This window comes from Nostoc sp., assembly GCF_036917095.1.
Classification (GTDB): Bacteria; Cyanobacteriota; Cyanobacteriia; order Cyanobacteriales; family Nostocaceae; genus Nostoc.
Window position 1 is genome coordinate 39,502 of record NZ_JBALFH010000044.1, and the last position, 25,239, is coordinate 64,740.

Genomic DNA, 25,239 nt, shown 5'->3' on the forward strand with positions numbered 1-25,239 from the left:
TTGATGTGGGAGTTGAGGTATGGAAAGGAAGAGAGTTACTGTAGAGGAATTTCTCAGACGTTATGCTGCTGGGGAGCGAGATTTCCAGCAGATCCTTTTAGAATACGCTGACTTGAGTGGGGCTGAACTGAAAGGTATTAGTCTCAGAGGCGCTCAATTTTCTTATGTCAACTTGAGTAGTATTAAGTTGAGGGATTGCGATTTGAGGGCTGAATTCATCTACTGTAACTTTACGGATACCAACATCGAGTCTTGTGACTTGGAACGAGCTAGGTTTTTTGACTGTGATTTGAGAGGGGCTAATATAAGGCTATGCGATGTGAGTAGTACTGCTTTCACCAGAGTTAACCTTCAAGGTGTTACACGGAGTAACTCTGGCAAAGATCCTTGTGAGTACTGGGATATCATTCGGGAAGACGGAGTTTTCATACCTGGTTTTACCCTCGATCTTTATATTGCTGAACGTATTGCTGAAAGCAAAACTAGAGGGAATGATGTTTTCTGACCATGTAAAGGGTTGCTTTTCAATAATATCCTGAATTTATTTAGGAACATTTGATAAAAAGTAATACTGAATTCCACAATCTTGATTTTTGATACATCACCAAAAACTTTTAAAACATCCTCTGATAATTCAGAGACAAGTTCAAGAAAGCAAACTAGCAGAATTTACGTCCAAAAATAACGTCGCTTGAGATTGTTGACGGAGAATAGAAGCCGGACAGTCTGTACTTATAGCTCCTTGCAACATCTCTTTTACCACATTCGCTTTACGTGTTTCTGGAGCCAGACAGATAATTTTTTTAGCTGAACAAATCGCCGAGATAGTGACAGTAAAAGCATACTGTGGGACAGTTTCTAGATTCGGAAAGTGACCTGTGCTTACTTGTTGCTGACGGTTCACTGTATCTAGTTTCACCAGCTTCACGCTGTAAGGATCTTGGAAATTTGCTACTGCTGGATCGTTAAAAGCCAAATGTCCATTTTCGCCAACACCAAGACAGCATAAGTCAATTGGTTGTGCAAGGAGTAGTTTAGTGTAGCGATCGCACTCTGCCACTGGTTGCAATGTATCACCTTCTATATAGTGAAATACTTTAGGAGCAACCCGCTTCTCTACACGTTCTCGCATATAGCGCCGGAAACTCGCAGAATGGTCAGCAGTAATTCCCAAATATTCATCTAGATGGAACAGAATAATTCTTGACCAATCTACACCACCCAATGCAATCAAAGCATCAAGAAATTTGAGTTGGGAGTTACCTGTTGCTAACAATACAGCAGCTGTCTCCTGAAGATTAAGAACTTGCTGTAAATGCTTTTGCGCGATTTCGGCAACGTCTTGGGCCATTTCGACTTCAGAGTTGTAAATCTGCACTAGTAAATCATCAACGCGAAAAAAGTTTGGATTGGCTAGCATTTGCTTACATAGAAGGTTATCAATTATACGGCAGTTTGTTAAGAGGTTTTACCTGTCTGCTCTTATATGCCCTATCCAGTATAGATTTTAGGATTTAGCAGATTAATTTATAGCTTTTTGCGCTGTATAAGGACAAAAAAACAATGTAAACTATTTAAATTAAGTTAACAATTATTTACATTTTACCCAAAAATCATGTTGGCTGCAATTCTCTTTGACCTAGACGGCACTATTGTCAACACTGACCCTATACATTACCAAGCTTGGGGAGAAATGCTGTTAAATTACAGCATAGAAATTGACGAAACATTTTATAAATCCCGAATTAGTGGGCGGCTAAATCCAGAAATTGTTAAGGATATTCTGCCACAGTTATCAACAGCAGAAGGGGAAAAATTTGCAGACGAAAAAGAGGCGCTTTTTCGCAAACTCGCCCCGCATCTAAAACCGTTGAGTGGATTTTCTGAACTACTAGCATGGACAGAGACACATCAATTAAAGCGGGCATTAGTAACTAATGCTCCTAGATTAAATGCAGAATTTATGCTAGAGGTTTTGGGAATCAAAGAAGCTTTTCATTCAATTGTTGTAGCGGATGATTGTATTGCAGGTAAACCCGATCCTGCACCCTACCAAGTCGCTCTGAGTAACTTGGGGATTACAGCAGAGGAAGCGATCGCTTTAGAAGACTCTCCCTCTGGTATTCGGGCGGCGGTGGGCGCAGATATCCGCACTATTGGCATCGCCTCCACCCACGATCCCCAAGTTTTACAGGAAGTCGGCGCATTTATGGCAATTCCAGATTTTACTGATTTGCAGTTGTGGACATTGCTCAACTCACTCATCGAGCCAGATTTGAGTGCGATCGCTTCTAACTCTTAAGCGCAAAATCTGAGAACATCAACGTAGAGACGCGAATTTGCTAACCCGTCTCTACTTATTTTTGGGCAAGAATCGCGTAAATTTCGCGTTTAACTTGCTCTAGAAGCTCACGCACCCGATTTATCCGCTCCATATTGCCACTACGAGCAACTTGCACCACAACACCAGCTAATTCTGTTGCAGCATTCCGCAACTCAATAAACTCTTGGGGCTTACCTTTCACAAAACTTTTTACGGTATCCCAAGGAGAGTCTAAAGTTTCTTGTTGGGCACGTTCTGCTAATAATTGTCTACCTTCATCAGTAATCGTGTAAATCCGCTTGCCACCTTCCTGTGCGCTCTTGAGATAGCCTCCTTCCTCCAGCAATTGGAGTGTTGGATACACTGAGCCAGGACTGAGGCGACGGAAACCACCATAGCGAGTTTCCATCTCTTTAATCAGGTCGTAACCATGACTAGGATGCTCGGATAACAATTCCAGCAGGATGAACTTGATGTCACCCCGACGAGTCCGATGCTCATCTCCCCAACCACGACCAAACATTTCGTTGCCAAAGTGTTTGTCACGATCTCTACCATGATGCTTGCCATGCCCAAACCATGACCTAACAAGCAATGAATCATCTTCGCTAACTCCTGCCCATGCAGGTGTACTAAAGCGTGACCGAAAGTGTCTAAACATAAATCAATCTCAAATCAACTTTCTCTAATATACGATATATCGGAATATATCGCGATATATCGGAATAGAATTTTGATGAAGATTTATGAAGTAAGCAATTATGCCAACCCAAAGCTGATACAGGTCTACGCTCAGGCTGTGCGTAAACGTTGAATATCCTTGATTGGTGGCGCACCGAACATGCGCGAATATTCGCGGCTGAACTGTGAGGTGCTCTCATAACCCACCTGATAGGCAGCATTAGCCGCATCGGAGTTTTCGGCAAGCATCAGGCGACGTGCTTCTAATAGTCTTAATTGCTTTTGATATTGAAGCGGACTCATCGATGTCACTTCCTTAAAATGGTAATGGAAAGATGAAGGAGACATACTGGCCTGCCCAGCTAATTCCTCAACCCGCATCGGCTTTGTGAAGTCAGCTTTGATGAGTTTTATCACCTCGGCGATGCGCTGCATGTTGCTACCGAATGTTGCAATCTGACGGACAGCTTCGCCTTGTTCGCCGATTAAAAGCCTGTAATAAATTTCACGAATAATCATTGGGGCGAGTATTGGGATATGCTGCGGCGTATCCAAAAGCCGCGTCAGTCTGATAGCACAATCGATTAACGGTGCATCAGCGTTACTGACGAATAAGCCTCTGACAGAGTTTTCTTTCTTAGGCGTACCTGGTCTGATTTGGGCAATAAGATCGCAGAGTTGCTTTGGGTCTAAATTCAGCTTAAAACCTAAATACGGCTTGTCTGGCGTGGCCTCTACAACAAATGCACTAAGCGGCAACTCAACCGAGACAACAAGATACTGAGCCGCGCCATAGCAATAGGTTTCTTCACCCAGCAGAGCTTCTTTTTTGCCCTGAACGACAATGCCAAGAATAGGTTCATAAACACCGCATATTGTCGTGGAAGCAGAAGACTCCCGCATAAATTCCAGTTGATTTATATCTGTTTTATGGGTACCGTTCTTTTTGCCATCGGTATGCTGATTTAGTAATGCCGCCAGTTCTTTACACTCATTGACGGCCGCGCCGTGCTTCAGTATTTCAATCGTCATGGTGGCTTACTGACTGATTTAATTATTCTCATTCGCTCATTATAGAGAATATTTTTCCTTCACAAAGCTTAGTTTTGGAGGATTAGGCAACAATATGCGAGATTTGTGCATTTTAAACTCTGCTTATAACCCATATTATGAACACATCCGAAAGAAGCAGTTAAAGGATAAGGCAATGACGAAAGACAAGACAAAAATTGCATTGGTGACGGGATCGAGCAGAGGAATTGGCAAAAATACCGCTTTGACCGTTGCTAAAAAAGGGGTCGGTGTTCCTGATGATATCGGAGGTGTGATTGCTTCTTTGCTAGAAGAAAACAAATGGGTGAATGCACAGAGAATTGAAGTTTCCGGCGGTATGTTTCTTTAATTCAACGAAAATTGCAGGGAATCCCATCCCAACAAGAGGGGTGAGAAGAATAGCCGTGGGATGAGTTAACTAACTTAAATACAAAGGAAAATAATCATGCTTTACGTAGAAAATAAAGTCATTGCTATCACTGGAGCAAGTAGTGGAATCGGTGAAGCCACCGCTAAACTACTGGCCAAAAACGGCGCAAAAGTTGTTTTGGGCGCACGGCGCACTGAAAAACTAGAAACGATTGTCGAGGATATCCGCGCGAATGGCGGCATAGCAGAATTCAAAGCCTTGGATGTCGCCAATCGCCAGGATATGAAAGCGTTCATTCACTTTGCCCTAGACAAGTTTGGTCGGGTCGATGTCATTTATAACAATGCAGGTGTTATGCCCTTATCCCCGATGAATGCCCTGAAAGTCGAGGAGTGGGATGCCATGATTAACGTGAATATCCACGGCGTATTAAACGGCATAGCTGCGGGTCTGCCGATCATGGAAGCGCAGGGTGGTGGCCAGTTTATCAATACCGCCTCCATCGGCGCACATGTGGTAGTGCCTACTGGCGCGGTCTACTGCGCCACAAAATATGCCGTTTGGGCAATATCCGAAGGATTGCGTCAGGAATCAAAAAATATCCGCGTGACAACAATAAGCCCCGGTGTTGTTGAGACTGAACTCGGCTCTGATATTACAGAGGAGTCAGCAAAAGGCGCTTTGAAAGAATTCCGCAAAATTGCACTCAACCCGGATGCGATCGCTAGAGCCGTTTTGTATGCCGTTTCCCAGCCGGATGATGTCGATGTCAATGAAGTGATTGTCCGCCCGACGGCAAGCGCATTCTAACGCTGGGAGAAAATCCATAATAAATAGACAGATCGCACATTGAAGGGGAAGTGGGTACTGTAAATTGGGCATTGGAAAGAGGCAGAGGGGCGGGGTGCTGCTCTTGCTGAGGCGAAAACTCTTTTCCTCTGCCCCCTGCCCCCTCTCTTTTTTGGTAACAGCGATCGCTGCAATTATCCCAGTCTAGAGTAGCAGTTGGAAAAATACTTGTATTAGAAATTGCATTTAGTTAATTTCTATATCCTAAACTTTCTATTATAAAGTATATATTAAAACCGAAGAAATACTTAGTATTGGCAGCATTAGCATTTCCAAGTCTAGATTTCAACTATTATCAAAAAAAATTCCCTAAAATCAATTATCCAGTAAAAATACGTATGCACTTTTGAGTCTTCTCACTATATGAATAGTAGAATTAGCCCATAGAGGAGAAGACTGTGACGCTCTTAAACCAAGCTCAAGTAGAGCAGTTAAAGGAAATAACCACACAATTACGACAAGTAAGACAAGAAAAATCCATACGCATAGAAGAAATAGCCTCTCAAACACTGATTCGAGCAGGTGTTTTGCAGGCTTTAGAAGAAGAACGATTTGAAGAATTGCCTGAACCTATTTTTGTTCAAGGGTTCATCCGTCGCTATGGAGATGCTTTAGGACTGGATGGAAATGCTTTATCACACACTCTTATGAGCAATGTAGTCCGCCAGGACTCCAGAAATGAGCATAAGAATTCAGACAACAAACCAAATACATATATACCTATTGTTGTTACCTACATTTTCTTATTAGTAGCTGCATCTGCTGGTCTCTTATATATACTTAATCCACCACAAATTACATCTGAATCCCTGACTCCAGAAGTCAATAGTCAACAGTCAATAGTGAGTAATCAGTGAATACTAATAAGGGAGTGAGGAAGAAGCAGGGAACAGAGGGGAGAATAAAAAATTACCTCTTTCCCCTCTGCTCCAAGCTTTGTGTCCCTCTATCTCTTCCCCATGCCCATTTTCAAGATATTTGCGGTTTACGCAGATGCCAAGTAGTGGATTGCTCATAAGCGTAAGCTACTTGAAACAGTAGCTCTTCTTCCAGGACATTGCCAATTAGCTGTAATCCTATCGGTAGGCCGCGATCGTCAAAACCACATGGCAAACTTAAACTGGGTAAACCAGCAAGATTTACAGGAATAGTCATCAAGTCAGTTAAATACATGCTCAAGGGGTCAGTAGTTTTTTCCCCTGCTTTGAATGCTGTAGTGGGAGATGTAGGACAAACTAACACATCAACCACGCCAAAAGCCTTTTCAAAGTCTTGCTTAATCAGGGTGCGGACTTTTTGCGCTTTCAGGTAGTAAGCATCGTAATAGCCAGCCGAAAGTGCATAAGTGCCAATCATAATCCGGCGTTTGACTTCTGTACCAAAACCAGTGGCACGGGTACGAGTGTACATCGATAGCAGATTATCCGCATCAGGGGCGCGGTAACCATATTTAACGCCATCGTAACGAGCCAGGTTTGCTGACGCTTCTGATGGGGCGATAATGTAGTAGGTGGGTAAGCCATACCGAAACCTGGGACAGGAAACTATCTGAATCTCCGCTCCCAAACTTTGTAGTTGGTCTACTGCTTTGGTAACAGCTTGTTCCACAACAGAGTCTAAACCTTGACCAAAAGTTTCTTTAATGATGCCAATTTTTAGCTGACCTCTGGGTTTTAAGTCTGGTTTTAAGCTGGCTGCGTAGTTGGGAATGGCAACTTTGAGGCTGGTAGAGTCTTTGGGATCGTGACCTGCGATCGCACTTAATAATATTGCAGCATCTTCTACTGTGTTTCCAAATGGCCCAATTTGATCCAAAGACGAAGCGTAAGCCACCAAACCATAACGGGAAACCAAACCATAAGTAGGTTTCATCCCCACCACACCGCAAAAAGATGCAGGTTGGCGAATCGAACCGCCAGTATCAGAACCGAGAGCAACAACACATTCTTGGGCTGCCACTGCCGCCGCCGAACCTCCCGAAGAACCACCTGGAACTCGTGACAAATCCCAAGGATTAGCCGTGACTTGGTAGGCAGAGTTTTCTGTAGAACTACCCATCGCAAACTCATCCAAGTTGGTTTTGCCTACCATTACCGCGCCAGTATCTGCCAGTTTTTGCGTCACTGTTGATTCATAAGGCGGCACGAAATTTTCCAAAATCCGGGAAGCGCAGGTGGTAGGAATTCCCTTGGTACACAAATTGTCCTTAATCCCAACAGGAATTCCTGCTAGCAGCCCAATTTCTTCTCCCGCAGCAATTTTAGCATCCACAGCCCCCGCCTGCTCTAATGCCCGTTCTGCGGTCACACATAAAAAGCTGTGCAATTTCGGCTCTAACGCTTCAATGCGCTTTAAAGATTGTTGGGTAATTTCAACGGCAGAACGTTCTTTGTTAACCAGCTGTTGGTGCAACTCGCGGATGGATGCCATGATTGCTCTCTTTGTAACTCAAGTCCTTGATTTTAGTACATATTGACCAAAATTGGGTATGGGGCATTGGTCAATGTCAATAATCAATAGTTATTCTCCCTCTGCCTCCCCTGCTTCCCCTGCCTCCCCTGCCTCCCCTGCTCTTCCCCCACTCCCCATCACTGTAAAAATAAGACAATACCTCTCACGAAGTAAGCAATTGTGGTGATGGAAAAATTGCCAAGCTTAAACAAAATAATATGAGGAATTTAACATCATCCTTAAATAGAAGGACTACAATCAAAACGGACAAATTTTTCATGCTCCAAAAAGAGAGGATTACAAAGCTGTGTCCGACTTAAATCGCGGAATTATGAAATTTGAGGGTGCAGATTCCCCAAAAGTAGTCACTATCTCTACCGTGTTGCTTCTGGGATCGATCGCTGCTCTCATAATCTGGGCCCTGCAAGCTGCCTATGCGCTAAACTAAAACCATTACTAGCTTAGAAGGACACTGGCAAAAACGGTTTCCGTCGTAGCCAAGTGTCCATTCAGCAACTAGTAAATAAAAACCCCTTAATAACCATCAAAAATTTCAGAAAAACTTTAGATTTTAGATTTGAGGTTTTAGATGGAAAATTTAAATCTAAAATCCAAAATCCAGAATGTTTGAACCTTGGGGTGTCTTAGTTATTTTAATTGTCTGCCCCCTCTTGGGCGGATTACCCCTGATTGCATGGATCACTTACGCGCTTAAGCGCAAGCAATTATCACAAGTTGGTACAGGCAACATTAGTGTATCAGCTGCTTTTTATCATGGCGGTAGGTTTGTAGGAATTCTGGCAGTCTTGTCAGAAGCTCTTAAAGGAGTTGCAGCAGTCTTACTCACCCGCTTTTTCTTCCCAGATGGATCGTATTGGGAATTGATTGCCCTTATTGCTCTGGTAATAGGGAGATACTGGATAGGCAAAGGGGCAGGTACGACAAATGTCGTCTGGGGATTTGTCGTACACGATCCGCTGGTGGCAATATTTGTATCTTTCTTTGCAGGTATTAGCTTTACCATTCTGCAATCCAGACAGGCAGTAAAATATGGGGTTTTGGTTCTATTTCCTTTGTTTGTCGCACTTCTGCACATTAGCGATATTCCCAGAATACTTGCTGCTGTAGCCTTAGCTGGTTTATTGGGCTGGATTTATAGAAAAATTCCTGATGATATGAACCTCCCAGCCCAAGAGGCACAAACAGAATCGCAAGTGATGTTGGAATTTTTACGCGGCGATGTCTACGACGGGCTACGCCAACGCGCGATGGTTTCTCTAGAAGAAGAATTGGATGCTGCGATTGTCGGAGCAAAAGCAGCTACATTATCTCAAATTAAGCGTTGGGGCTATCCAGTCCCGAAGGGGTGGGTACTTGCCCCAATCGACGATCCACAACTGTTGACAGAATTCCTCCAGCCATCAGAATTGTCTCCCTTGGTGGTACGTTCTTCAGCTATTGGAGAAGATTCAGAACAGGCTTCCGCCGCTGGGCAGTATGAAACAGTTTTAAATGTTACCAGCCCAGAGGCATTGCAGTCAGCGATCGCTCAAGTTCAAGCTTCTTACAATCAGCCATCTGCCGTGCAATATCGGCGCGATCGCGGCTTAAATGACTCAGCAATGGCTGTGTTGATTCAACAACAAGTCCAAAGTGTATATTCTGGTGTAGCTTTCAGCCGCGATCCCATTACCCAGCAAGGTGATGCGATCGTTATTGAAGCCCTTCCAGGCAGCCCGACGCAAGTCGTTTCGGGAAAAGTCACACCAGAACAATATCGCGCTTTTGTCGTTGAAACAGAAAATTCTTCCTCTGTACAATTAGAGGGTCAAGGACGAATACCGCAAGCATTAATTAAGCAAGTTGCATACTTAGCTTACCGACTCGAAAAGCGTTTTCATGGCACTCCTCAAGATATCGAGTGGAGTTACGACGGCCAAACGCTTTGGGTGTTGCAATCTCGACCGATCGCTACTCTACTGCCCATGTGGACACGCAAAATCGCCGCCGAAGTGATTCCCGGAGTAATTCACCCCTTAACATGGTCGATTAATCGTCCCTTAACTTGTGGAGTTTGGGGAGAATTTTTTACTCTAGTTTTAGGCGATCGCGCTTTGGGGTTAGATTTCGCCGAAACAGCAACTCTGCACTATTCCAGAGCCTATTTTAATGCATCCCTCTTAGGAGATATTTTTCTCCGCATGGGACTGCCGTCGGAAAGTCTGGAATTTTTAACCAGAGGAGCTAAATTAAGTAAGCCGTCTTGGGAGTCAACTTGGGAAAATTTACCAGGGCTAGGGAAATTGCTGAGGCGGGAATTAAGTTTAGAAAAAGACTTTAAGCAGGATTATCACAAACGGTTCGTTCCTGGGTTGTCGCAGTTGGCGCAGGAAGATATAGATAACTTAGAACCATCCAAGCTGTTGGCAAGAATTGACTTTATCCTAGATTTGCTGCGTCATGGTACGTATTACAGCATTTTAGCTCCCTTGAGCGCTGCCCTGAGACAAGCGATTTTTCGGGTGAAGGATGGACAAATTGATAACAGCGTTACCCCAGAGGTGGCAGCATTGCGAGCGCTAAGTGCAATAGCAACAGATGCCAAGCAAGTATTGCTTGAGTTTGAGCCACAGCAAGTATTTGAGCAATTAAAACAAACCCCAGAGGGAGAGAAGATCCTGCAAGAATTTGACGAATTGCTTCAGGATTACGGCTATTTAAGTGAAGTGGGAACTGATATTTCCGTTCCCACTTGGCGGGAGAATCCCCAGATGATTAAGCAGATGTTTGTGCAGTTAATGCAGGGTAACGAACCACAATCAGGTGCTAAAGACGCAATTAATAGCATCTTTGCTGGTAAGCGCAAACGCAAACGCTCTTTTGTGCAACGGCGTGTAGATATTAAAGGACGAGTTACCGAAGTTTATTCACGGCTTTTGGCTGAATTGCGTTGGAGTTTTGTAGCTTTAGAGAAGATTTGGTTAAAGTCAGGTTTACTCAAGAAAACAGGAGATATCTTTTTTCTAGACTTTGATGAAGTGCGGCGTCTATTTGTGGGTGAGGATTCTAGGTTAATTGAGCAGGTGGATAAGTTAGTGGAATCGAGGCGATCGCAATTTGTCCAAGATAGCGAGATTATTCAAGTACCCCTTTTAGTCTACGGCAATACACCCCCTCACCCCTTAGCTCCCTCTGAACTCTACTCTGACCAATTTTTACAAGGGATTGGAGCCAGTCACGGACAAGCCGAAGGCAGGGTGAAGGTGTTGCGAAATTTACAAGACTTGCCAGAGATTGACCGAGATACGATTCTGGTAGTACCTTACACAGATTCCGGCTGGGCACCTTTGTTATTAAAGGCTGGAGGATTAATTGCCGAAGTTGGTGGACGGCTTTCTCACGGTGCGATCGTTGCTCGTGAATATGGAATTCCCGCTGTGATGGATGTTCGGGGTGCTACATGGCTTCTACAAGATGGTCAACGGGTAAGAATTGATGGGTCTAGGGGTATTGTGGAATTATCTAACGATTTGAGACCCGAATGATTACTACTTCTCTCAAAGACCTACCAGAAGAGTCTGTTTCTCACAATCCCGAAATCAAGAAAAAGGTGATGCTACGCTTCGGCGATTTGCCTCACCTAACTAACTTTTCTCAAGCACGTTTTGCTCCCGGACAAACCGCACCAGCACACGCGCATCAAGATATGTGTGAAGTATTCTTTGTGGAAGCTGGTTCAGGAGTAATTCACATTGATGGTAAAGAATTCCCCTTGCTTCCAGGTAACTGCGTGGCAATACAACCGGGAGAAGTGCATGAAGTTGTCAATAGTGGCTCAACTGAGCTTGTTTTGACATACTTTGGTTTGCGAGTCGAAAAAATAGCGTAATTATTTTAAATACAAAATATAGTGAGGGCACAACATTGTTATGCCCTCACAAATGTTTGCAGATGTTGCTTAAGATAAATTTGTAGAATCTTAATATACCAAGGGTGTCGCACCGCGCATCTGACGTAAAGAATTTATACAAGCAGGACAATCGCAGCCAAATAAATTGATTGCCACATTGCTTTCTTCGTCATTGAACTCCAGCATGGGAGCATCTTCTTGAGAAAACTCTATTTCACGCTGATAGTTAGGAATTTGAGCCAATACGGAGGCTCTTGCACATACTAAACCCACTTTATGTTTATTACGTATACAAGATAGACGGTCTGTGGTTTTGGCTGCTGGTTCTGGCTCCATAGCTTGTGCGTGATTCAGCATTACTCCCATCGAGAGAATAGAGCTAATCAGCACAGGAGAAGAAAGCAAACTCAGTATGAATTTGTTCATTGGTTTTGTTAGAAAACAATCTCGATTGCTCAGATTATCCGATTAAATCTTACAGTGCAAGTAAACCTTTATCAGGAATATTACCAGTTGTATCATCAGGTAACTTCTCCCTTGTGTGAGCAGACTGCGATCGCTCCTCTTAATCCCCTCTCCGCCTGCTCTTAGAGGAGACAAAGCTAATCCTAACTATAGCAATTCTAGTAGTCTGTCCCATTAATTCTGACAAGTAGATAAATTCTTCAATTTCTCTTCTTTCCTTCTTCCTTCTCTACGAGACGCTGCGCGAACGCGTACTTCGCGTCTTCTCTGCGAGACGCTACGCGTAGCTTGCTTCTCCGTAGGAGTACGCGGTTCGTTCTCTTATCTCTCAAAATTAATGCGATAGACCACTAGTAGTCTGTCCCAAAAGTTTTGATAGCTGAATCAGTTTTAAATTTCTCTTCTTTACCTCTTATACTTCTACTTCGCGATCTTTGCGCCCTTTGCGGTTCGTTCTCTTAACTCTCAGAATTAGCGGGACAGACCACTAATTACTTTTTGCCTCGCTGTTGCATTTCTTGCTGACGCATAGGCATAGCATCGATTTCCTCAAAAATGGCTGTCGCCTGCACTGGTGTAGCATCACTGCGCTTAACACCACCATCTTTTCCCACCAAAATCAGGCGGAAATTTTCTTTGTCAACCCCAAAGTACTCGCGCAACTTAGCAGCAGAAGACTCATCTATTGGCTGTTTGTTAGCATAGCTTCCATCTGTTGCCAAAACCTGAACGAGAACTAAATCCCGATCTACAAAACCGCTGTTATGCTCTTGCAATAGTTGCATTTGCTGCTGATAGGTATGGTTATCTACAGACGGTGCAAAGACTAGTAGCACGCGGTTTTTCCATTTTTGGGAACTGAGGTTAAATGAAGACATTTTGATGGCATGATTGGTTGAGCCTTGGACAATATCAGCTTTGCTAACTGGCAACAGGACTATATACGCTAATAGGGGAAGGGCAATTAATGCTGAATTATTCACAATGGGTTGTTATCTTTTTTCTATGCTTTCAAGCTATCATTAGTTTCCCCACTTTTCCTCTATCTGTTGATGGTTTGTGCTTAAAAAAGTGTTTATCCTACCTCCCCAACAAAAGAGAAGTTTTGCTTTGTGTTTAATCCACCATCTTGCCTTATTTCTTAACAGCAATGCCTACTGTTGGGTATAACGACGTGGCGTATAAACCCAGATATTACCATCGCGGCGTTTGATAATTCGGGTTTTTGTGGAACCAACAAGAATAATTGTCCGCATATCAGCGCTTGCTGATGTTAACTGGTCAAGTGCGATCGCTTTCACCGTTTGTCCTGGTCTACCGAGATTCCGGGCTAACACTACTGGTGTATCTGGTGTTCTATATCGCAGCAAAATATTTCTCGCTTCTGCCAGTTGCCAGGTACGCTCTTTGGAAACAGGATTGTAGAAAGCAATGACGAAATCAGCCTCGGCAGCAGCGGCAATTCGTTGTTCGATCGCAGACCAAGGCTTCAAAATGTCAGAGAGAGAAATAGCACAGAAGTCATGCCCAAGAGGCGCACCAATCGCTGCTGCTGCTGCCTGCATAGCTGAGATGCCTGGTGCCACATGAATATCGATACTGTCCCATTCGGGTTTGGCATAGCGATCGCATACTTCAAAAACCGCTGCTGCCATTGCATAGATACCGGGGTCGCCAGATGAAACTACAGCTACATATCGCCCAGATACTGCCAAATCAAGGGCCATTTTTGCCCGTGCTTCTTCTTCGCGGTTGTCTGACTCATGCTGTTGCTTGCCATCAGCCAGAGAACCAACTAAATCTAAATAAGTTTTGTAACCCACTAGATCGGTTGCCGACTTGAGTATCTCCCTCACTTCGGGAGACATCCACTGCGATCCACCAGGGCCCGTGCCAATAATCGCTAACCGTCCGCGTGGTTGACCGATGGTGTTAGGGTCAATTGGTTGAGGGGCAATGGCGATCGCTATATCTGGAGATGAGGAAGACAAGGGGGATGTACCTGTGGCGGCGATCGCTACTGCTTGGGCGGGGCTATAACCTTGTGATAACAGACTTTCTAGCTGATTTGGGGTAAAAAAGCGGGTAGGCACTCCCAAGGCGCTAGCTACGGCATGGATTGCTGGATCGGCAGCAGCGGTAATGGCTGCAAATATCCCGGCGACTGATGCTCTTTCGAGTTTGGCATCAGCTAGTAGCTGCTGTACTAAAGCTACTGCATCATCAATGGGGGCGCTAATTGCGATCGCGATCGTTGCTGGGTGGTAGACAAGGCAGTTGGCTGTAGGAGTCACCAGACGTTCCGTAACTTGGATGGTCAAATCTCCCTGTGGATCTATGGGCAGCTTACTATCGCTCAACCAAGGTGCTATTCCTTCTAATTTGACTTGTGCTCCGGCTAGCAAATCTGAGATAAATTTCTTAGCATCGTCTGGGTTTGCTAAATGGTATCCAGGGGGAGGAGACAACAGGGTTGTGCCCAAACGTAAATCGCCTGTGGTCGTAATTGCAGGGTTGACATCAAGCGCTTCGGCAATGCGGCGTGCCAAATCGTTTACCCCACCAAGTCCGCCCAAGAGGGGCACAACAGCACTACCATCCTCAGCCACAGCTAGCACTGGCGGTTCCTGTCGTTTATCCGAGATTACGGGCGCTAACGTCCTAATTAAAATGCCGGCGGCACAAATGCCAATTAGCGGCGTTCCCTGAGCAAATAACTCGCGCAACGTCTCGCCAAAATTTGTGAAGCTGACATCAACTCCCGATGTGCGACCTGCTAGACCATATAGTGTCGCCCCTGGTAGGACAGTGATTATTTTGCGTGCTACTGTCACGCTATTTTGACCTAGTACTACAATGGCGGGTGCAACTTTCACGATCATAAGTAGATATCTTGCAAAATTTGATATCCTTCAAATGAAACCACAGATTTAGACATACAGCGACTTCCCGTTTACGGCTTGGGGAATTCAGAGTGCGATGTCTACGACGGGCAACTCTTGGAGAGGCTACGCGTGTGCTGTCTTCATAGTAGCTTTCTGAAACCTATTTTGGGTTTATCCTATATTAGGTTTTAGAATTTAACTGAGTTCAGCAATATGTAATAACTTTCATCGAGATCGAATTAAACCATCGCCCGAAAAAAGGCAAGCTAAAGTGCCTAAATCAGTTTTCAGCGAAGAGTACAATCGGTTTCGCCAGCTACTTATTGAGGCCCGCAAAGCTGCCAAGCTCACTCAAGCAGAGTTGTCGGCAAAGTTAAAGCTTCCGCAATCCTATGTATCAAAGTATGAACGTGGAGAGCGTCGTCTTGACGTAATTGAATTTTTACAAGTTGCCCAAGTCCTTGAAATAGATCCGCTTGCTTTTATCGAAGAACTCTTGAAATACCAAAAGGAGACATAATAATCATTATTCAATATGTTGACTTTAACGCAGCAGATACAATCATTAATACCCAATACCAGAACGAATGGCATGAGATTATTACTACTCTCACTAGAATGCCTTTGCACATCAAAGCTTCAGATCAAGCTGGTATTCAGGGTAATGCAATATTCGATCCAGTAGGTACGAACGAATACATTAAAGCTGCCTTTATTCATGATGATTGGAAATCAAATATACCTATTCCAGTACCTTACAGATTTTTGGGTACAGAGGTTGATTTTGCCAAAGCTGGCATCATCATTGAAATTCAGTTTTCTAATTATCCCTTCCTACTCAATAACACCTTGCGCTCAGAATTGTTCTTCAAAGCTAAAACTGAATTTGTTGGATACCCGACTAATCTGGTAATTCTGGTGACAAAGGCTCTGATGTTTCCTGCTTCTAATAGCACTCTTTATTACGAGCAAGCTGTTAATCAGTTAACAGCTTTGACTAAATACCAAGTTTTTGATGTACCAATCAGACTGGTTGGATTATTTGAACAACAGAATACAATAGTACCTATCATCTGGACTGAGTATTCATCTAAAAGATATTCTAGAACTGTGAATATTAGAGTTAGTCGCCAATGTCAAATCATTGCTGGACGTTCAGCCCGTAGTCGTTGTTTACTTAACTTATTGTAATAATTAATCTATTAACTCCATAATCTCAATTCAATTTGTTCTATTTCTTCGACTTGTTTTGCTATTTGATTTTGCAAAGAGGTCTTTTTCCCATTACCATTAAGCTTTGGATCTACTGGAATATCTTCACCTCTTAGATTAGCTGCAAAAGCAGATTCTTCATAAATTAATCTATCTTCCATTTCTTGCAAGTGATACTCTTCTGGATAAATTTTTGCTTTGCTGCGTTCTGAAGCTTGATTTCCTACTTGCACATCAAACTTAAATTTATCAATAGATTGACCAGTTTTTTCAACATAATCGCGCAAGGTTTTTAAATTTGGAAAACAACCATTTTTATCTGGATTGCCACTAAGACGATGCAAGGCAACTTGATGATATTTTGGTTCAATTTCTGATCCAATAAAATGGCGTTCATGATCTCTCGCAACCACTGCCGCAGTACCAGAACCCATAAATGGATCTAAAACAATATCATTTTTGTTAGTTGTAGCTAATATAATTCGAGCTACCAAGTCTTCTGGAAATTGGCAGGGATGTATAGTTTGTTCTTCATGGTTGTGTTTAACATTCCGAAATAGCCAAATATCACCAGGATTTTTTCCTTCTGGATTGCATGAAAGTTCCCCCTTTCTATTTCCCCGATAATGTTTTTTATTTTGATACTTTTGTGGAACTCTAATAGCATCTAGATTAAATTTATAGTTATCCGATTTAGTAAACCAAAGAATAGTTTCATGTCTACAAGAAAACTTTTTCTGGGCATGAAGACCATGTTGCCTAGCCCATATAATTCGGTTGCGAGGAATTAATCTGCATGACTCTAAAATCGGAAAAAAGCGAATATCCAGAGGAATCAGCATTCCTCGGTCAGAAAAAGCACCAACTTGCCAAAATAGCGAACCTGTATTTTTGAGAATCCGGCTACATTCAAGCAAAACAGCTGTTTGTTCTGCCAAATATATCTCAAGAGCCTGCCTTGATTCGTATTCTTTGCCTAGATTATAAGGTGGAGAGGATACAACTAAGTCAACACATTCATCTGGCAGATTACTCAGCAGTTGTAAGCTATCTTCTAAGAGAATCTGGTCTAAAGGTAGATTCTCTCTATTAGTCTTCATTACGATACCTACCTTGCAAGTAATACTAGACTTTCGTCATCATAACCTAAAATAGGTTATTAACTAATTCGCGATCCAAAACTTTGAAGTGATGGAGAGGCGATATCTCACGACAAGCCGCTGTGCGTCTACGCATTTAAGTAATTAGGGGTTGCGATCGCATTTCCTAAAAATAGGCGTAGGCGTAGCCCGTCGTAGACATCGCTTCTTGTTTCAATTAGCTTTACGCTCTTTCAGCACTTGATCTAACAAGTTTCTAGCAGGTTGTGCTTTAGCCAACGCTGTTTGATGGTCATTATAAGCCCGAACAAGGCGAGAAAGACTGCTTACACCTACCTTGAGTTGCTCTAGTTCTTCACCAGCAACCAGTTCTCCATCAAGCATCCGCCCAATCAACGGTTTGATGTCACCCACTTCCTGCCGGACTTTTTGGAGCTTTTCTAGGCTACTCAGTAGGGTTTTGAGTGAGTTCAAGATGTCGTCAATATCCTGGGCATCCTCCACTGGTTCCGGCAAATCTTCAATTGTCACTGTATCTTCGTCTGAAATTGCAGGTAATTCCTGTGCAGACGTTTCAGTTTTAACCCCATTTGACCGTGCCATCAACGCTTCCTCAAGGAATTTTTCTTAGTGTATCGCTGATTTCAAGTTACCCAAGTTTCCAAAATTAGTATTGTTATAATTCGTTAAACTTGGTGAGTATTAATACAGTCCATAATCAAGATTGCGTTGCTTGAGCTTTAATTTATTTATACACGAACTGTCAACTCACTACATCTTTCACTTTTCGCTTGTTTAAGAAAGTAGACAAAAATGGTCGCTCAAAGAATAAGTAAAAATAATATGCAATGATTAATGACATTAACGTACCTACTAAATAGGATGCAGCCGCAAAGAAAGATATTTGGGGAAATAGGCAGATAAAACAAAAAGTCACGCACGAACACCAAGATTGGCCCATGATTTAGATATAGGCTATAGGAAGTACCAAGTGCGATCGCCAATGGTATTGTAAGAGTCGGAGTACGAAAGAATGCTCAATTTTTCTGTTCTATTCTGTTCCCAAAAGATTGGGCATCTAACTAGTAAATAGCTGCCTGTGTTCAAAGAAAACTACCCAGGCAAACCTAATAAAACTTAGTTTGAAGATGATATAGGTAATTCTGTAGACTTGGCAATTTTCTTACCGTCGCGGCTTTTAATTACTCGTGCAGGTATACCCACAGCTATGGATAATGGAGGAATATCTTTAGTAACAACAGCGCCAGCACCGATAACACTGCCTCTACCAATGGTGACACCATCTAATACTTTCACCCCATGTCCTAGCCAACAGTCATCTTCAATCACGATCCCCTTAGAAGTAATACCTTGGTATTTAATTGGCTCCATTGGATCTGTAAAATTGTGATTATTGGCATATATTCCAGTGTGGGCTGCAATTAAGCAGTGCTTGCCAATCTTTATGTCTCCAGGGCCACCAATACAAACGCTAGGGCCAATAAAAGTATCTCGATCGATGTCGATGGAAGTATTGTTTAGTGCCCCGATGACAACGTTACGCTCAATGACAACTCCATTTTCTAGATTAATCCTATTATTCTCGTGTCCTTTTCCATCGATACGAACACCTTTAAAAATATAAACTCCATCCCCAATTGTAATAGAATCAGTACTAATAAATTCAACGCCATCTTGAATATAAACTGAGCTACCTATTTGCCCGAAAATAGCGCGATATAACAAATTACGTAACTTTACGCCTCCAAGGATTGTTGGGATGTCTCCTAATAAAGTAGTTAACAAAAGTTCTTGAAGTCGCTTCATTTTTGAAAAATGTTTCAAGTTATCCATAGCTCTATTATTCCCAGCTAAATTGTGAACTTGGAGATTCGTGGAATTATGAAATGCCTAAGTAAAGACATCCTGCATTTGAGTCTTGCTATCTACCATTTATATTTTTATATCTGCATTTTTAGATTGCAGATTAATAAAAAAAGATGGCTAATATAAAGTTTTCAAGCATTTGACAAAACCCAAGGCAAGCTCTAAGATTAGAAGCTATTAAATACAGGTGTTATTTAATTGTTAGACATAGCAAGACTTTAAATGCTGTATCTGTTTACAAGCAAATTTTGTAATTACAGCAGTTTGCAACCGTCTTAATTATGCCATTATATTATTTAGTACGTGTACTACTTGGAAATTAAAGAAAATACTTTTTAATATTCGGAACTGATTAATACTGAAGCTTAATGCTTTACCACAACATCAAATACCTAACTCTAGATTTATATTAGTTAGCAATTTGACAAGCTATTCTAATTCAGATATTCAGTTATAAAATATCAAAGTACTTATTTCAATTCAATTACATCTGTTTATGCTGTTCCAAAGTCGGAATTAAATTTACTCGCTGCCATCAAGATGTAATTGTTGAATTCCTCATAAAATTTCCAAGCAAGTACAAGCACATTAATTTAGGGGGGAGTATCTCCAACTTCAGCCATCACATTGAAGTTAACCATCGGAGCAAACAAATAAATACTTCCCCGATTACTATAACGGCTTCCTTGCAGCCAGTTTTTAGAGTCTGCTGCTGTTGTCATCATTACGTACACAGAGAATTTACATATTCACTAAAGCGCCTTTATAGTGACACAAGTAGTGTGCTTCCACTATCGTAGAAGAGAGTTATGAAATTATTATCAAGGAACAGTAAAGTTTAAAGTAAAAATATAAAGATTTCAAAAATACCATATTTTCATAATCAGTATTTTTGTAAATTTATGTATTAATTTTACTAAGAATAAGCCTCTATTAATTAAATAGATAGCCGCTAAAAATCACAGTAAATACAGATATAAAAAAGCAACCATTATTTTATTTTGGTGCTTCATTAGACTATAATTTTCTCGCTAATTTGTAATACAAAGCGTTGCCAGTAAACTTTTTACTTATATTCGAGAAAAAGCTACCTAAACAGCAACATAGGGATGTGGCTGCTGCGTAGCATTTGGGCTGTAGTACTGCCAATAACTAAGTGCCGAATACGGCTATGTCCGTAGGCAACACTACACTAAATCTTTAATTTAGTGGTCTTCAATAAGTGGCGGATCTCTTTTGTAAAGTCACAATCCTATGAGTGAAAAGTCCTGATGCTCCTACTGCACTATGTTCAACAATTTTGCCATAGCCAACCGTTGCAGTTTCCCGGTAGCACCACGAGGTAGTCGATCCAAAATGTGAACTTGCTTGGGAACTTTGAAGTCTGCCAGCATGGTTGAACAGTGGGCTAAAAGCTCTTTTTCGCTAGCTTCTGACTTGAGGACAACAGCGGCGTGGATATCTTCACCTAAAGATTTGTGAGGGACGGCAAAGGCCAAGGCTTCGGCGACGGCGGGATGGCGCAGCAAGACATCATCCACTTCCAAAGGAGAAATTTTTTCTCCACCCCGATTAATCAATTCTTTAATGCGTCCAGTCAAGCGGAGGTAGCCGTCTGCATCCAGTGTGCCCTGATCCCCTGTGCGGAACCAACCGGTTACAAAAGCTGTGGCGTTGGCTTCCGGGTTGTTTTCATAGCCATCTATAACATTGGGGGCTTTTACCACTACCTCGCCCAAGCTTCCCTGAGATAGCAGGTTGCCTTCGGAGTCCATGATGCCGACTTCCACACCAAAGCCATAACCGACAGTACCCGGTTTCCGGACTTTTGGCGGTAGGGGGTTGGTAGTCATTAAGTGAGATGCTTCAGTCATGCTGTAAGATTCCACCACAGGAGCATTGAGAGTTGCCTCTAGCTGTTCAATGATAATCGGAGGCAAGGGAGCGCTACTAGAACGAATGAAACGAAAGCGATTAGCTTTGACAATTTCTGTGTTGCGGCTAGCGCGAGCCAAAATTGTCTGGTGCATGGTTGGCGCTGCGGAGTACCAGGTAGGTTTGTAGGTATCTACCAGTTTCCAAAACTCTAGAGCATTAAAACCATTGGGACAAATTAGTGTGCCGCCCGATGCCAGAGTTGCCAGCAAACAGCCCACCAATCCGTGAATGTGGAACAGGGGCATTAGGCAAAGTGTAGTGTCATCTGCTGTGAGTGAGTAAGCACCAATGATGTTGCCCGCTGAGGCGATTAAGTTGCGATGACGAATTGGCACACGCTTGGGACGACTGGTGGTGCCGCTAGTGTGGAGAATCATCGCTAGATCGTCAGACTGAGGCAAGGGAGCTCTTAGCTGGGATCTGGGGGGAAGTTTCTCCTTGAGTAATTCAAAGTTCAATGTGCCGTCAGTGTTTACCTTGGCATTAATTAACATCATGTTGGGTGTGACGGCAGCAATAGCTGCTTCTGGCCCCTCATATAACGTAATCAGTGCATTTGCTTGGGTATCTTCGTAGTAAAAGGCAAATTCTTCTTGTTTGTATTTAGGATTTAAGGGTGCAGCAGTACCACACAGGGCGGCAGCTAAAAAGGTAATAGCCATTGGTGAACCGTTAGTCATGGCAATGGCAATGCGTTCTGGCCGTTTCAATCCAAAGCTGTTGAGTTGGGATACCAATCCAACAACATTCTCGCGCAATTGCTTATAAGTTAGCGATCGCCCCTCAGGCGTAACTAGGGCTGGATGATTGTCTTCTCCTACTAAAAGCTCAAATAAGTTCATTAAAAACCTCCAGTAAACCGCATCCCCTTATGGGAGTTGTGAGCAAAAGGGATTGGGAAAGAAACTCTTTTCTTGTCCCTCTTGTCCCCATGCCCAATTCAACCATTATTTGCTTTCTTTCGTAAGTAAGTTTACGGCAAAAAACAAGAGCTAAAATTAAGTCAATAGTGTGTTTGTCGCTACTAGGAATCAGAGAAATATTTTTCAGCAACTAAACCCCATCGATAAAATATGGATCGTCGGAATTTTCTAAAGTATGTCACTTTAGCAGGATCTAGCTTTGCCTTAACTAGTTGTGTTCAAGGCAAAAATTCCAAATCGCAGGGTGAGGTGCCTCCCTCAGCATCGTCTGTGACGGTAAATGAACCTCTCAAGGTAGGATTTGTTTATATGGGCGCTGTGGGTGATTTTGGCTGGACTTATGCCCACGATCTAGGTCGCAGAGACATGGAAGCCAATCTTCAAGATAAGGTAAAAACTACCTTTGTTGAAAATGTCAACGAAGCTGCTGACGCCGAAAGGGTGATTCGCCAACTAGCATTAGATGGTAACAAGTTGATTTTTACAACTTCCTTTGGGTACATGAACCCAACAATTAATGTTGCCAAAGACTTTGGTGATCTTGTCTTTGAACACTGTGCGGGATACAAACGTGCTGCCAATCTCGGCACTTATCTAGGACGCTTTGAAGAACCGCGTTACTTAACCGGCATGATTGCTGGCAAGATGACAAAATCAAATGTAGTTGGTTTTATTGGCGCATACCCAATTCCAGAAGTAATTCGGGGAATCAGTGCATTTACTCAAGGAGTGCGGCTAACAAATCCTCAAGCAAAAGTTAAGGTACTTTGGGTAGAAAGTTGGTACGATCCAACTAAAGAAAGAGAAGCGGCTCAAGCTTTGGTCAATTTAGGTGTGGATGTACTAACGCAGCATACTGGCTCTGGTGCAGTTGTCCAATTGGCTGAGGAAAAAGGCATTTATGCTTTTGGCTACAACACTGATATGAGTAAGTTTGGTCAAAAAGCCCACCTGACATCAGCTATTAACAAATGGGGCAAATTCTATACAGATAAAGCCTTGGCTGTAATGAGTAATACTTGGAAATCTCAAGAGGTTTGGGATGGGATTGGTCAAGGAATGGTGGATATTTCCCCGATGAATCAGGCGATTCCCGCTGATGTGCAACAACTGGTGAATGCGAAGCGCGATGAGTTTATTCAGGGTACTGCACATCCTTTTGATGGCCCCGTGAAAGACCAAAAAGGGGTGGTGCAAGTGCCAAAGGGTAAGGTGTTAGGCGATCAAAAACAACTGGCGATGGATTGGTATGTTGAGGGAATTGAAGGGTCAATTCCTAAGGTGAAATTATAGTAAGCAATATTTAAAAAATCAACAAACAGAATTACAATAATACCAATTCTTTCTGAAGCTGCATAGAATTCGATCCCCCCTAGCCCACGCCAGTCGCTCCACTTGGGGAGACCCCAAGACCGCGCTGGCTCCCCTTAAAAAGGGGGGAATTCAAAGTCCCCCAATTTATCGGGGGATTTAGGGGGATCAAGATATGTGCAACTTCACATTAAATTGGTATAAGCTTCCTGGCTGATGATGGTGGTTTTAGCTATTAATCTCTAAATTGATGTATAAATCGCCAGGAGCGCCATTGTGACGACCAGTATTACCTTCACCGATAATCGTTAAGCGATCGCCTGCTACACTATGAGGCTCAATAGCGATCGTAATTTTTCTCACTACTTGGTTTTGTCCCTCTCCCAAGCAGACAAAAGAGTTATTACATCGCCCTCTTCAAGGCAGTACGATTGTCCTAAGTCGTCCCCGTGCAGAGATATTCGATAGTACCTACAAGGCAAGATTTAGGGCATAAGCCTTAGTTTTTATGGTTTTACGGTTAACGGAACCGTATTGCATGTGAAACTAGCTACGGTAGTATTTTTAATCGATCCGGCGATTATTCTCTTGACTGTACCGTTAGCGTTGTTAGGCGCATTGAGTGCCTTAGCTTTGCGCGGTTTGGTTAATGATGTCTACGCCAACGTGGCTTTAGTGATGCTGATTGGATTAGCGTCGAAAAACGCGATTTTGATCGTCGAGTTTGCCAATCAAGCCCTTGAAGAAGGCGTGACAATTCGACAAGCAGCCATAACCGCAGCCCAAGAAAGGTTTCGTCCGATTGTAATGACTTCAAGCGCCTCCTTGCTGGGATTTTTCCCCTTGGTAATTGCCACCGGAGCCGGTTCTGCCTCGCGCTGGTCGTTACAGCCTTATTTGGCGGACTACTCGTAGCAACGATTCTGAGTTTGCTGATTGTTCCAGTGCTGTATGTAATCATCAAGACTTTGGAAGAACGCTTCTTGAAGAAAAAACCTGCTAAACCCTCCGAACCACCATCCCCAGATGGAAACGAAGATGGAAACCAAGATGGACAATCAAGAGTGATGCCAACTCCAGTCGGAGACGCTGCGCGAACAACGAACGCTCATCAAGATTCCTCTGTAATTGTTAGGCAAAATGATGATAACAGACGTAATGATTCGAGTAATTGAAAAAGGGAGTTAGGAGCAATACAGTTCAGTTAAGGAAATTTATCTGTTAAGGGAACTCCAAAAAATAAATTATCCAATTTTTGGAATCAAAACCACTTTTCTTCCCCCTGCCCCCTGCTCCCTTTCCTAAAAGCGATGGGAGATTTTTTTATTTTGAAGTCCCTAAGGCAGGCTCTTCTTGAGCAGGGGGAGAGAAAAAAGCTTAACCCAAGCGTATTGGCATAGAGAGTTGGGAGTTATTATCTTCATCTCCCTTATTCTTTTGTTTGCTCAGACTTCTCTCGTCATCTCCCCCAGTGTGCCTTATGTTACAAGAGGTAAAGATTAAGTTGCAACTTTAGGAGCTACTGAGACAATATAGGGGATCTCCTATTATTTAGCAAAATTATAAGCATTGGAGCAAAGCAAATGAATGGTAAACTGATCGCTTTCTCTGGCTTTGTGACAGCATTTGTGGGTGCAGGAATTGGTTTTATTGCTGCTAATTTATTTCCTTGCCCCTACACGAGTCAAATGTATCAAGATTTAGAGCAAAAATACGCCCTTGTAGGTGCAGTTGCTGGTTTGGTGATTGGTTCTAGTCAAGAAATGATTCGAGAACTCAAGCAAGAGCGGGATGCGGAAGAAGACTTGCTGCGGGATTTGAACAAAGCTATTCACTCAAGTATAGATAAAGACAATTACTGATTTGTTAGTGCAAGACATC

The 25,239-nt window shown here is 42.8% G+C and carries 24 protein-coding genes and 2 pseudogenes; 12 read left to right on the forward strand and 14 right to left on the reverse strand.

Translation table 11 applies throughout. The features are described from left to right. The first annotated feature begins 19 nt into the window (after positions 1-19). A complete protein-coding gene (locus V7L01_RS24635; RefSeq protein WP_335039372.1) occupies positions 20-505 on the forward strand; it encodes a pentapeptide repeat-containing protein in 486 nt (161 codons plus the stop codon). 141 nt (positions 506-646) lie between these two features. Here V7L01_RS24635 and V7L01_RS24640 read toward each other — a convergent pair whose 3' ends face one another. Continuing rightward, positions 647-1,420: a glucosamine-6-phosphate deaminase gene (locus tag V7L01_RS24640; RefSeq protein ID WP_335039374.1), complete on the reverse strand. Its 774-nt coding sequence runs from the start codon at positions 1,418-1,420 to the stop codon at positions 647-649. A 195-nt stretch (positions 1,421-1,615) separates the two neighbouring features. Between V7L01_RS24640 and V7L01_RS24645 the strand changes: the two genes are divergently transcribed. Next, complete coding sequence (locus V7L01_RS24645) at positions 1,616-2,302, forward strand: HAD family hydrolase (protein WP_335039376.1); 687 nt, start codon at positions 1,616-1,618, stop codon at positions 2,300-2,302. A 55-nt stretch (positions 2,303-2,357) separates the two neighbouring features. Here the strand turns inward: V7L01_RS24645 and V7L01_RS24650 are convergent, their stop codons facing one another. Further along, positions 2,358-2,984, reverse strand: a complete 627-nt coding sequence (locus V7L01_RS24650) for a PadR family transcriptional regulator (protein ID WP_335039378.1) — start codon at positions 2,982-2,984, stop codon at positions 2,358-2,360. Between the two features lie 131 nt (positions 2,985-3,115). Further along, the gene (locus V7L01_RS24655) at positions 3,116-4,036 is read right to left on the reverse strand and encodes an AraC family transcriptional regulator (protein ID WP_335039380.1); all 921 of its coding nucleotides are present in this window, start codon (positions 4,034-4,036) and stop codon (positions 3,116-3,118) included. Positions 4,037-4,211: 175 nt separating this feature from the next. On the opposite strand from V7L01_RS24655, the gene V7L01_RS24660 reads away from it, so the two are divergent. From V7L01_RS24660 to V7L01_RS24670, 3 genes are all read left to right on the forward strand, one after another. Beyond that, positions 4,212-4,406, forward strand: a complete 195-nt coding sequence (locus V7L01_RS24660; RefSeq protein WP_335039381.1) for a hypothetical protein — start codon at positions 4,212-4,214, stop codon at positions 4,404-4,406. A gap of 96 nt (positions 4,407-4,502) precedes the next feature. Further along, positions 4,503-5,237, forward strand: coding sequence for an SDR family oxidoreductase (locus V7L01_RS24665; RefSeq protein WP_335039383.1), 735 nt, complete (start codon positions 4,503-4,505; stop codon positions 5,235-5,237). A 437-nt stretch (positions 5,238-5,674) separates the two neighbouring features. Further along, positions 5,675-6,133 (forward strand): helix-turn-helix domain-containing protein, encoded by a 459-nt coding sequence (locus tag V7L01_RS24670; protein WP_335039385.1) that lies wholly within the window; start codon positions 5,675-5,677, stop codon positions 6,131-6,133. Positions 6,134-6,245: 112 nt separating this feature from the next. Here V7L01_RS24670 and gatA read toward each other — a convergent pair whose 3' ends face one another. Then, positions 6,246-7,706 carry an Asp-tRNA(Asn)/Glu-tRNA(Gln) amidotransferase subunit GatA gene (gene gatA / locus V7L01_RS24675; RefSeq protein ID WP_335039387.1) on the reverse strand — a complete coding sequence of 487 codons (1,461 nt, stop codon included), beginning with the start codon at positions 7,704-7,706 and terminating at the stop codon, positions 6,246-6,248. Positions 7,707-8,350: 644 nt separating this feature from the next. On the opposite strand from gatA, the gene V7L01_RS24680 reads away from it, so the two are divergent. Both V7L01_RS24680 and V7L01_RS24685 read left to right on the forward strand, forming a co-directional pair. Then, positions 8,351-11,272: a glycerol-3-phosphate acyltransferase gene (locus tag V7L01_RS24680; protein WP_335039389.1), complete on the forward strand. Its 2,922-nt coding sequence runs from the start codon at positions 8,351-8,353 to the stop codon at positions 11,270-11,272. Continuing rightward, positions 11,269-11,616, forward strand: a complete 348-nt coding sequence (locus tag V7L01_RS24685; protein ID WP_335039391.1) for a cupin domain-containing protein — start codon at positions 11,269-11,271, stop codon at positions 11,614-11,616. The genes V7L01_RS24680 and V7L01_RS24685 overlap by 4 nt, the downstream gene beginning before the upstream one ends. 90 nt (positions 11,617-11,706) lie before the next feature. Here V7L01_RS24685 and V7L01_RS24690 read toward each other — a convergent pair whose 3' ends face one another. The 3 genes from V7L01_RS24690 to cobJ all read right to left on the reverse strand — a co-directional run bounded on the left by V7L01_RS24690 (position 11,707) and on the right by cobJ (position 14,984). Continuing rightward, complete coding sequence (locus V7L01_RS24690; protein WP_118164567.1) at positions 11,707-12,063, reverse strand: hypothetical protein; 357 nt, start codon at positions 12,061-12,063, stop codon at positions 11,707-11,709. A 530-nt stretch (positions 12,064-12,593) separates the two neighbouring features. Beyond that, positions 12,594-13,085 (reverse strand): DUF4174 domain-containing protein, encoded by a 492-nt coding sequence (locus tag V7L01_RS24695; RefSeq protein WP_335039395.1) that lies wholly within the window; start codon positions 13,083-13,085, stop codon positions 12,594-12,596. 171 nt (positions 13,086-13,256) lie between these two features. Further along, positions 13,257-14,984, reverse strand: coding sequence for a precorrin-3B C(17)-methyltransferase (gene cobJ / locus V7L01_RS24700; RefSeq protein WP_335039397.1), 1,728 nt, complete (start codon positions 14,982-14,984; stop codon positions 13,257-13,259). Between the two features lie 274 nt (positions 14,985-15,258). Here cobJ and V7L01_RS24705 point away from each other — a divergent pair, with 274 nt between their 5' ends. Both V7L01_RS24705 and V7L01_RS24710 read left to right on the forward strand, forming a co-directional pair. Further along, positions 15,259-15,507, forward strand: coding sequence for a helix-turn-helix domain-containing protein (locus tag V7L01_RS24705; protein WP_335039401.1), 249 nt, complete (start codon positions 15,259-15,261; stop codon positions 15,505-15,507). A 44-nt stretch (positions 15,508-15,551) separates the two neighbouring features. Continuing rightward, complete coding sequence (locus V7L01_RS24710) at positions 15,552-16,178, forward strand: restriction endonuclease (protein WP_335040815.1); 627 nt, start codon at positions 15,552-15,554, stop codon at positions 16,176-16,178. Between the two features lie 11 nt (positions 16,179-16,189). Here the strand turns inward: V7L01_RS24710 and V7L01_RS24715 are convergent, their stop codons facing one another. The 6 genes and pseudogenes from V7L01_RS24715 to V7L01_RS24740 form a co-directional block, all read right to left on the reverse strand. Then, positions 16,190-17,299 (reverse strand): DNA-methyltransferase, encoded by a 1,110-nt coding sequence (locus V7L01_RS24715; protein ID WP_335039404.1) that lies wholly within the window; start codon positions 17,297-17,299, stop codon positions 16,190-16,192. A 213-nt stretch (positions 17,300-17,512) separates the two neighbouring features. Beyond that, a complete protein-coding gene (locus V7L01_RS24720; RefSeq protein ID WP_335039405.1) occupies positions 17,513-17,902 on the reverse strand; it encodes a hypothetical protein in 390 nt (129 codons plus the stop codon). Positions 17,903-18,436: 534 nt separating this feature from the next. Then, on the reverse strand, positions 18,437-19,153 hold the full coding sequence (locus tag V7L01_RS24725; protein WP_335039407.1) for an acyltransferase: 717 nt from the start codon (positions 19,151-19,153) through the stop codon (positions 18,437-18,439). 626 nt (positions 19,154-19,779) lie between these two features. After that, positions 19,780-19,911 (reverse strand): hypothetical protein, encoded by a 132-nt coding sequence (locus tag V7L01_RS24730; RefSeq protein WP_335039409.1) that lies wholly within the window; start codon positions 19,909-19,911, stop codon positions 19,780-19,782. A 362-nt stretch (positions 19,912-20,273) separates the two neighbouring features. Next, a pseudogene (locus V7L01_RS24735) lies at positions 20,274-20,369 on the reverse strand (universal stress protein); the annotation flags it as partial. Positions 20,370-20,463: 94 nt separating this feature from the next. Next, entirely contained in the window at positions 20,464-21,966 is a 1,503-nt protein-coding gene (locus V7L01_RS24740; protein ID WP_335039412.1) for an acyl--CoA ligase, read from the reverse strand. Between the two features lie 231 nt (positions 21,967-22,197). On the opposite strand from V7L01_RS24740, the gene V7L01_RS24745 reads away from it, so the two are divergent. Further along, the gene (locus V7L01_RS24745; protein WP_335039414.1) at positions 22,198-23,340 is read left to right on the forward strand and encodes a BMP family ABC transporter substrate-binding protein; all 1,143 of its coding nucleotides are present in this window, start codon (positions 22,198-22,200) and stop codon (positions 23,338-23,340) included. Positions 23,341-23,586: 246 nt separating this feature from the next. On the opposite strand, the gene V7L01_RS24750 is transcribed toward V7L01_RS24745, so the two are convergent. Then, the gene (locus tag V7L01_RS24750; protein ID WP_335039416.1) at positions 23,587-23,721 is read right to left on the reverse strand and encodes a DnaJ C-terminal domain-containing protein; all 135 of its coding nucleotides are present in this window, start codon (positions 23,719-23,721) and stop codon (positions 23,587-23,589) included. A gap of 204 nt (positions 23,722-23,925) precedes the next feature. Here V7L01_RS24750 and V7L01_RS24755 point away from each other — a divergent pair. Continuing rightward, a pseudogene (locus V7L01_RS24755) lies at positions 23,926-24,533 on the forward strand (efflux RND transporter permease subunit); the annotation flags it as partial. A 408-nt stretch (positions 24,534-24,941) separates the two neighbouring features. After that, entirely contained in the window at positions 24,942-25,220 is a 279-nt protein-coding gene (locus tag V7L01_RS24760; RefSeq protein ID WP_335039418.1) for a hypothetical protein, read from the forward strand. The last annotated feature ends 19 nt before the right edge of the window (positions 25,221-25,239 follow it).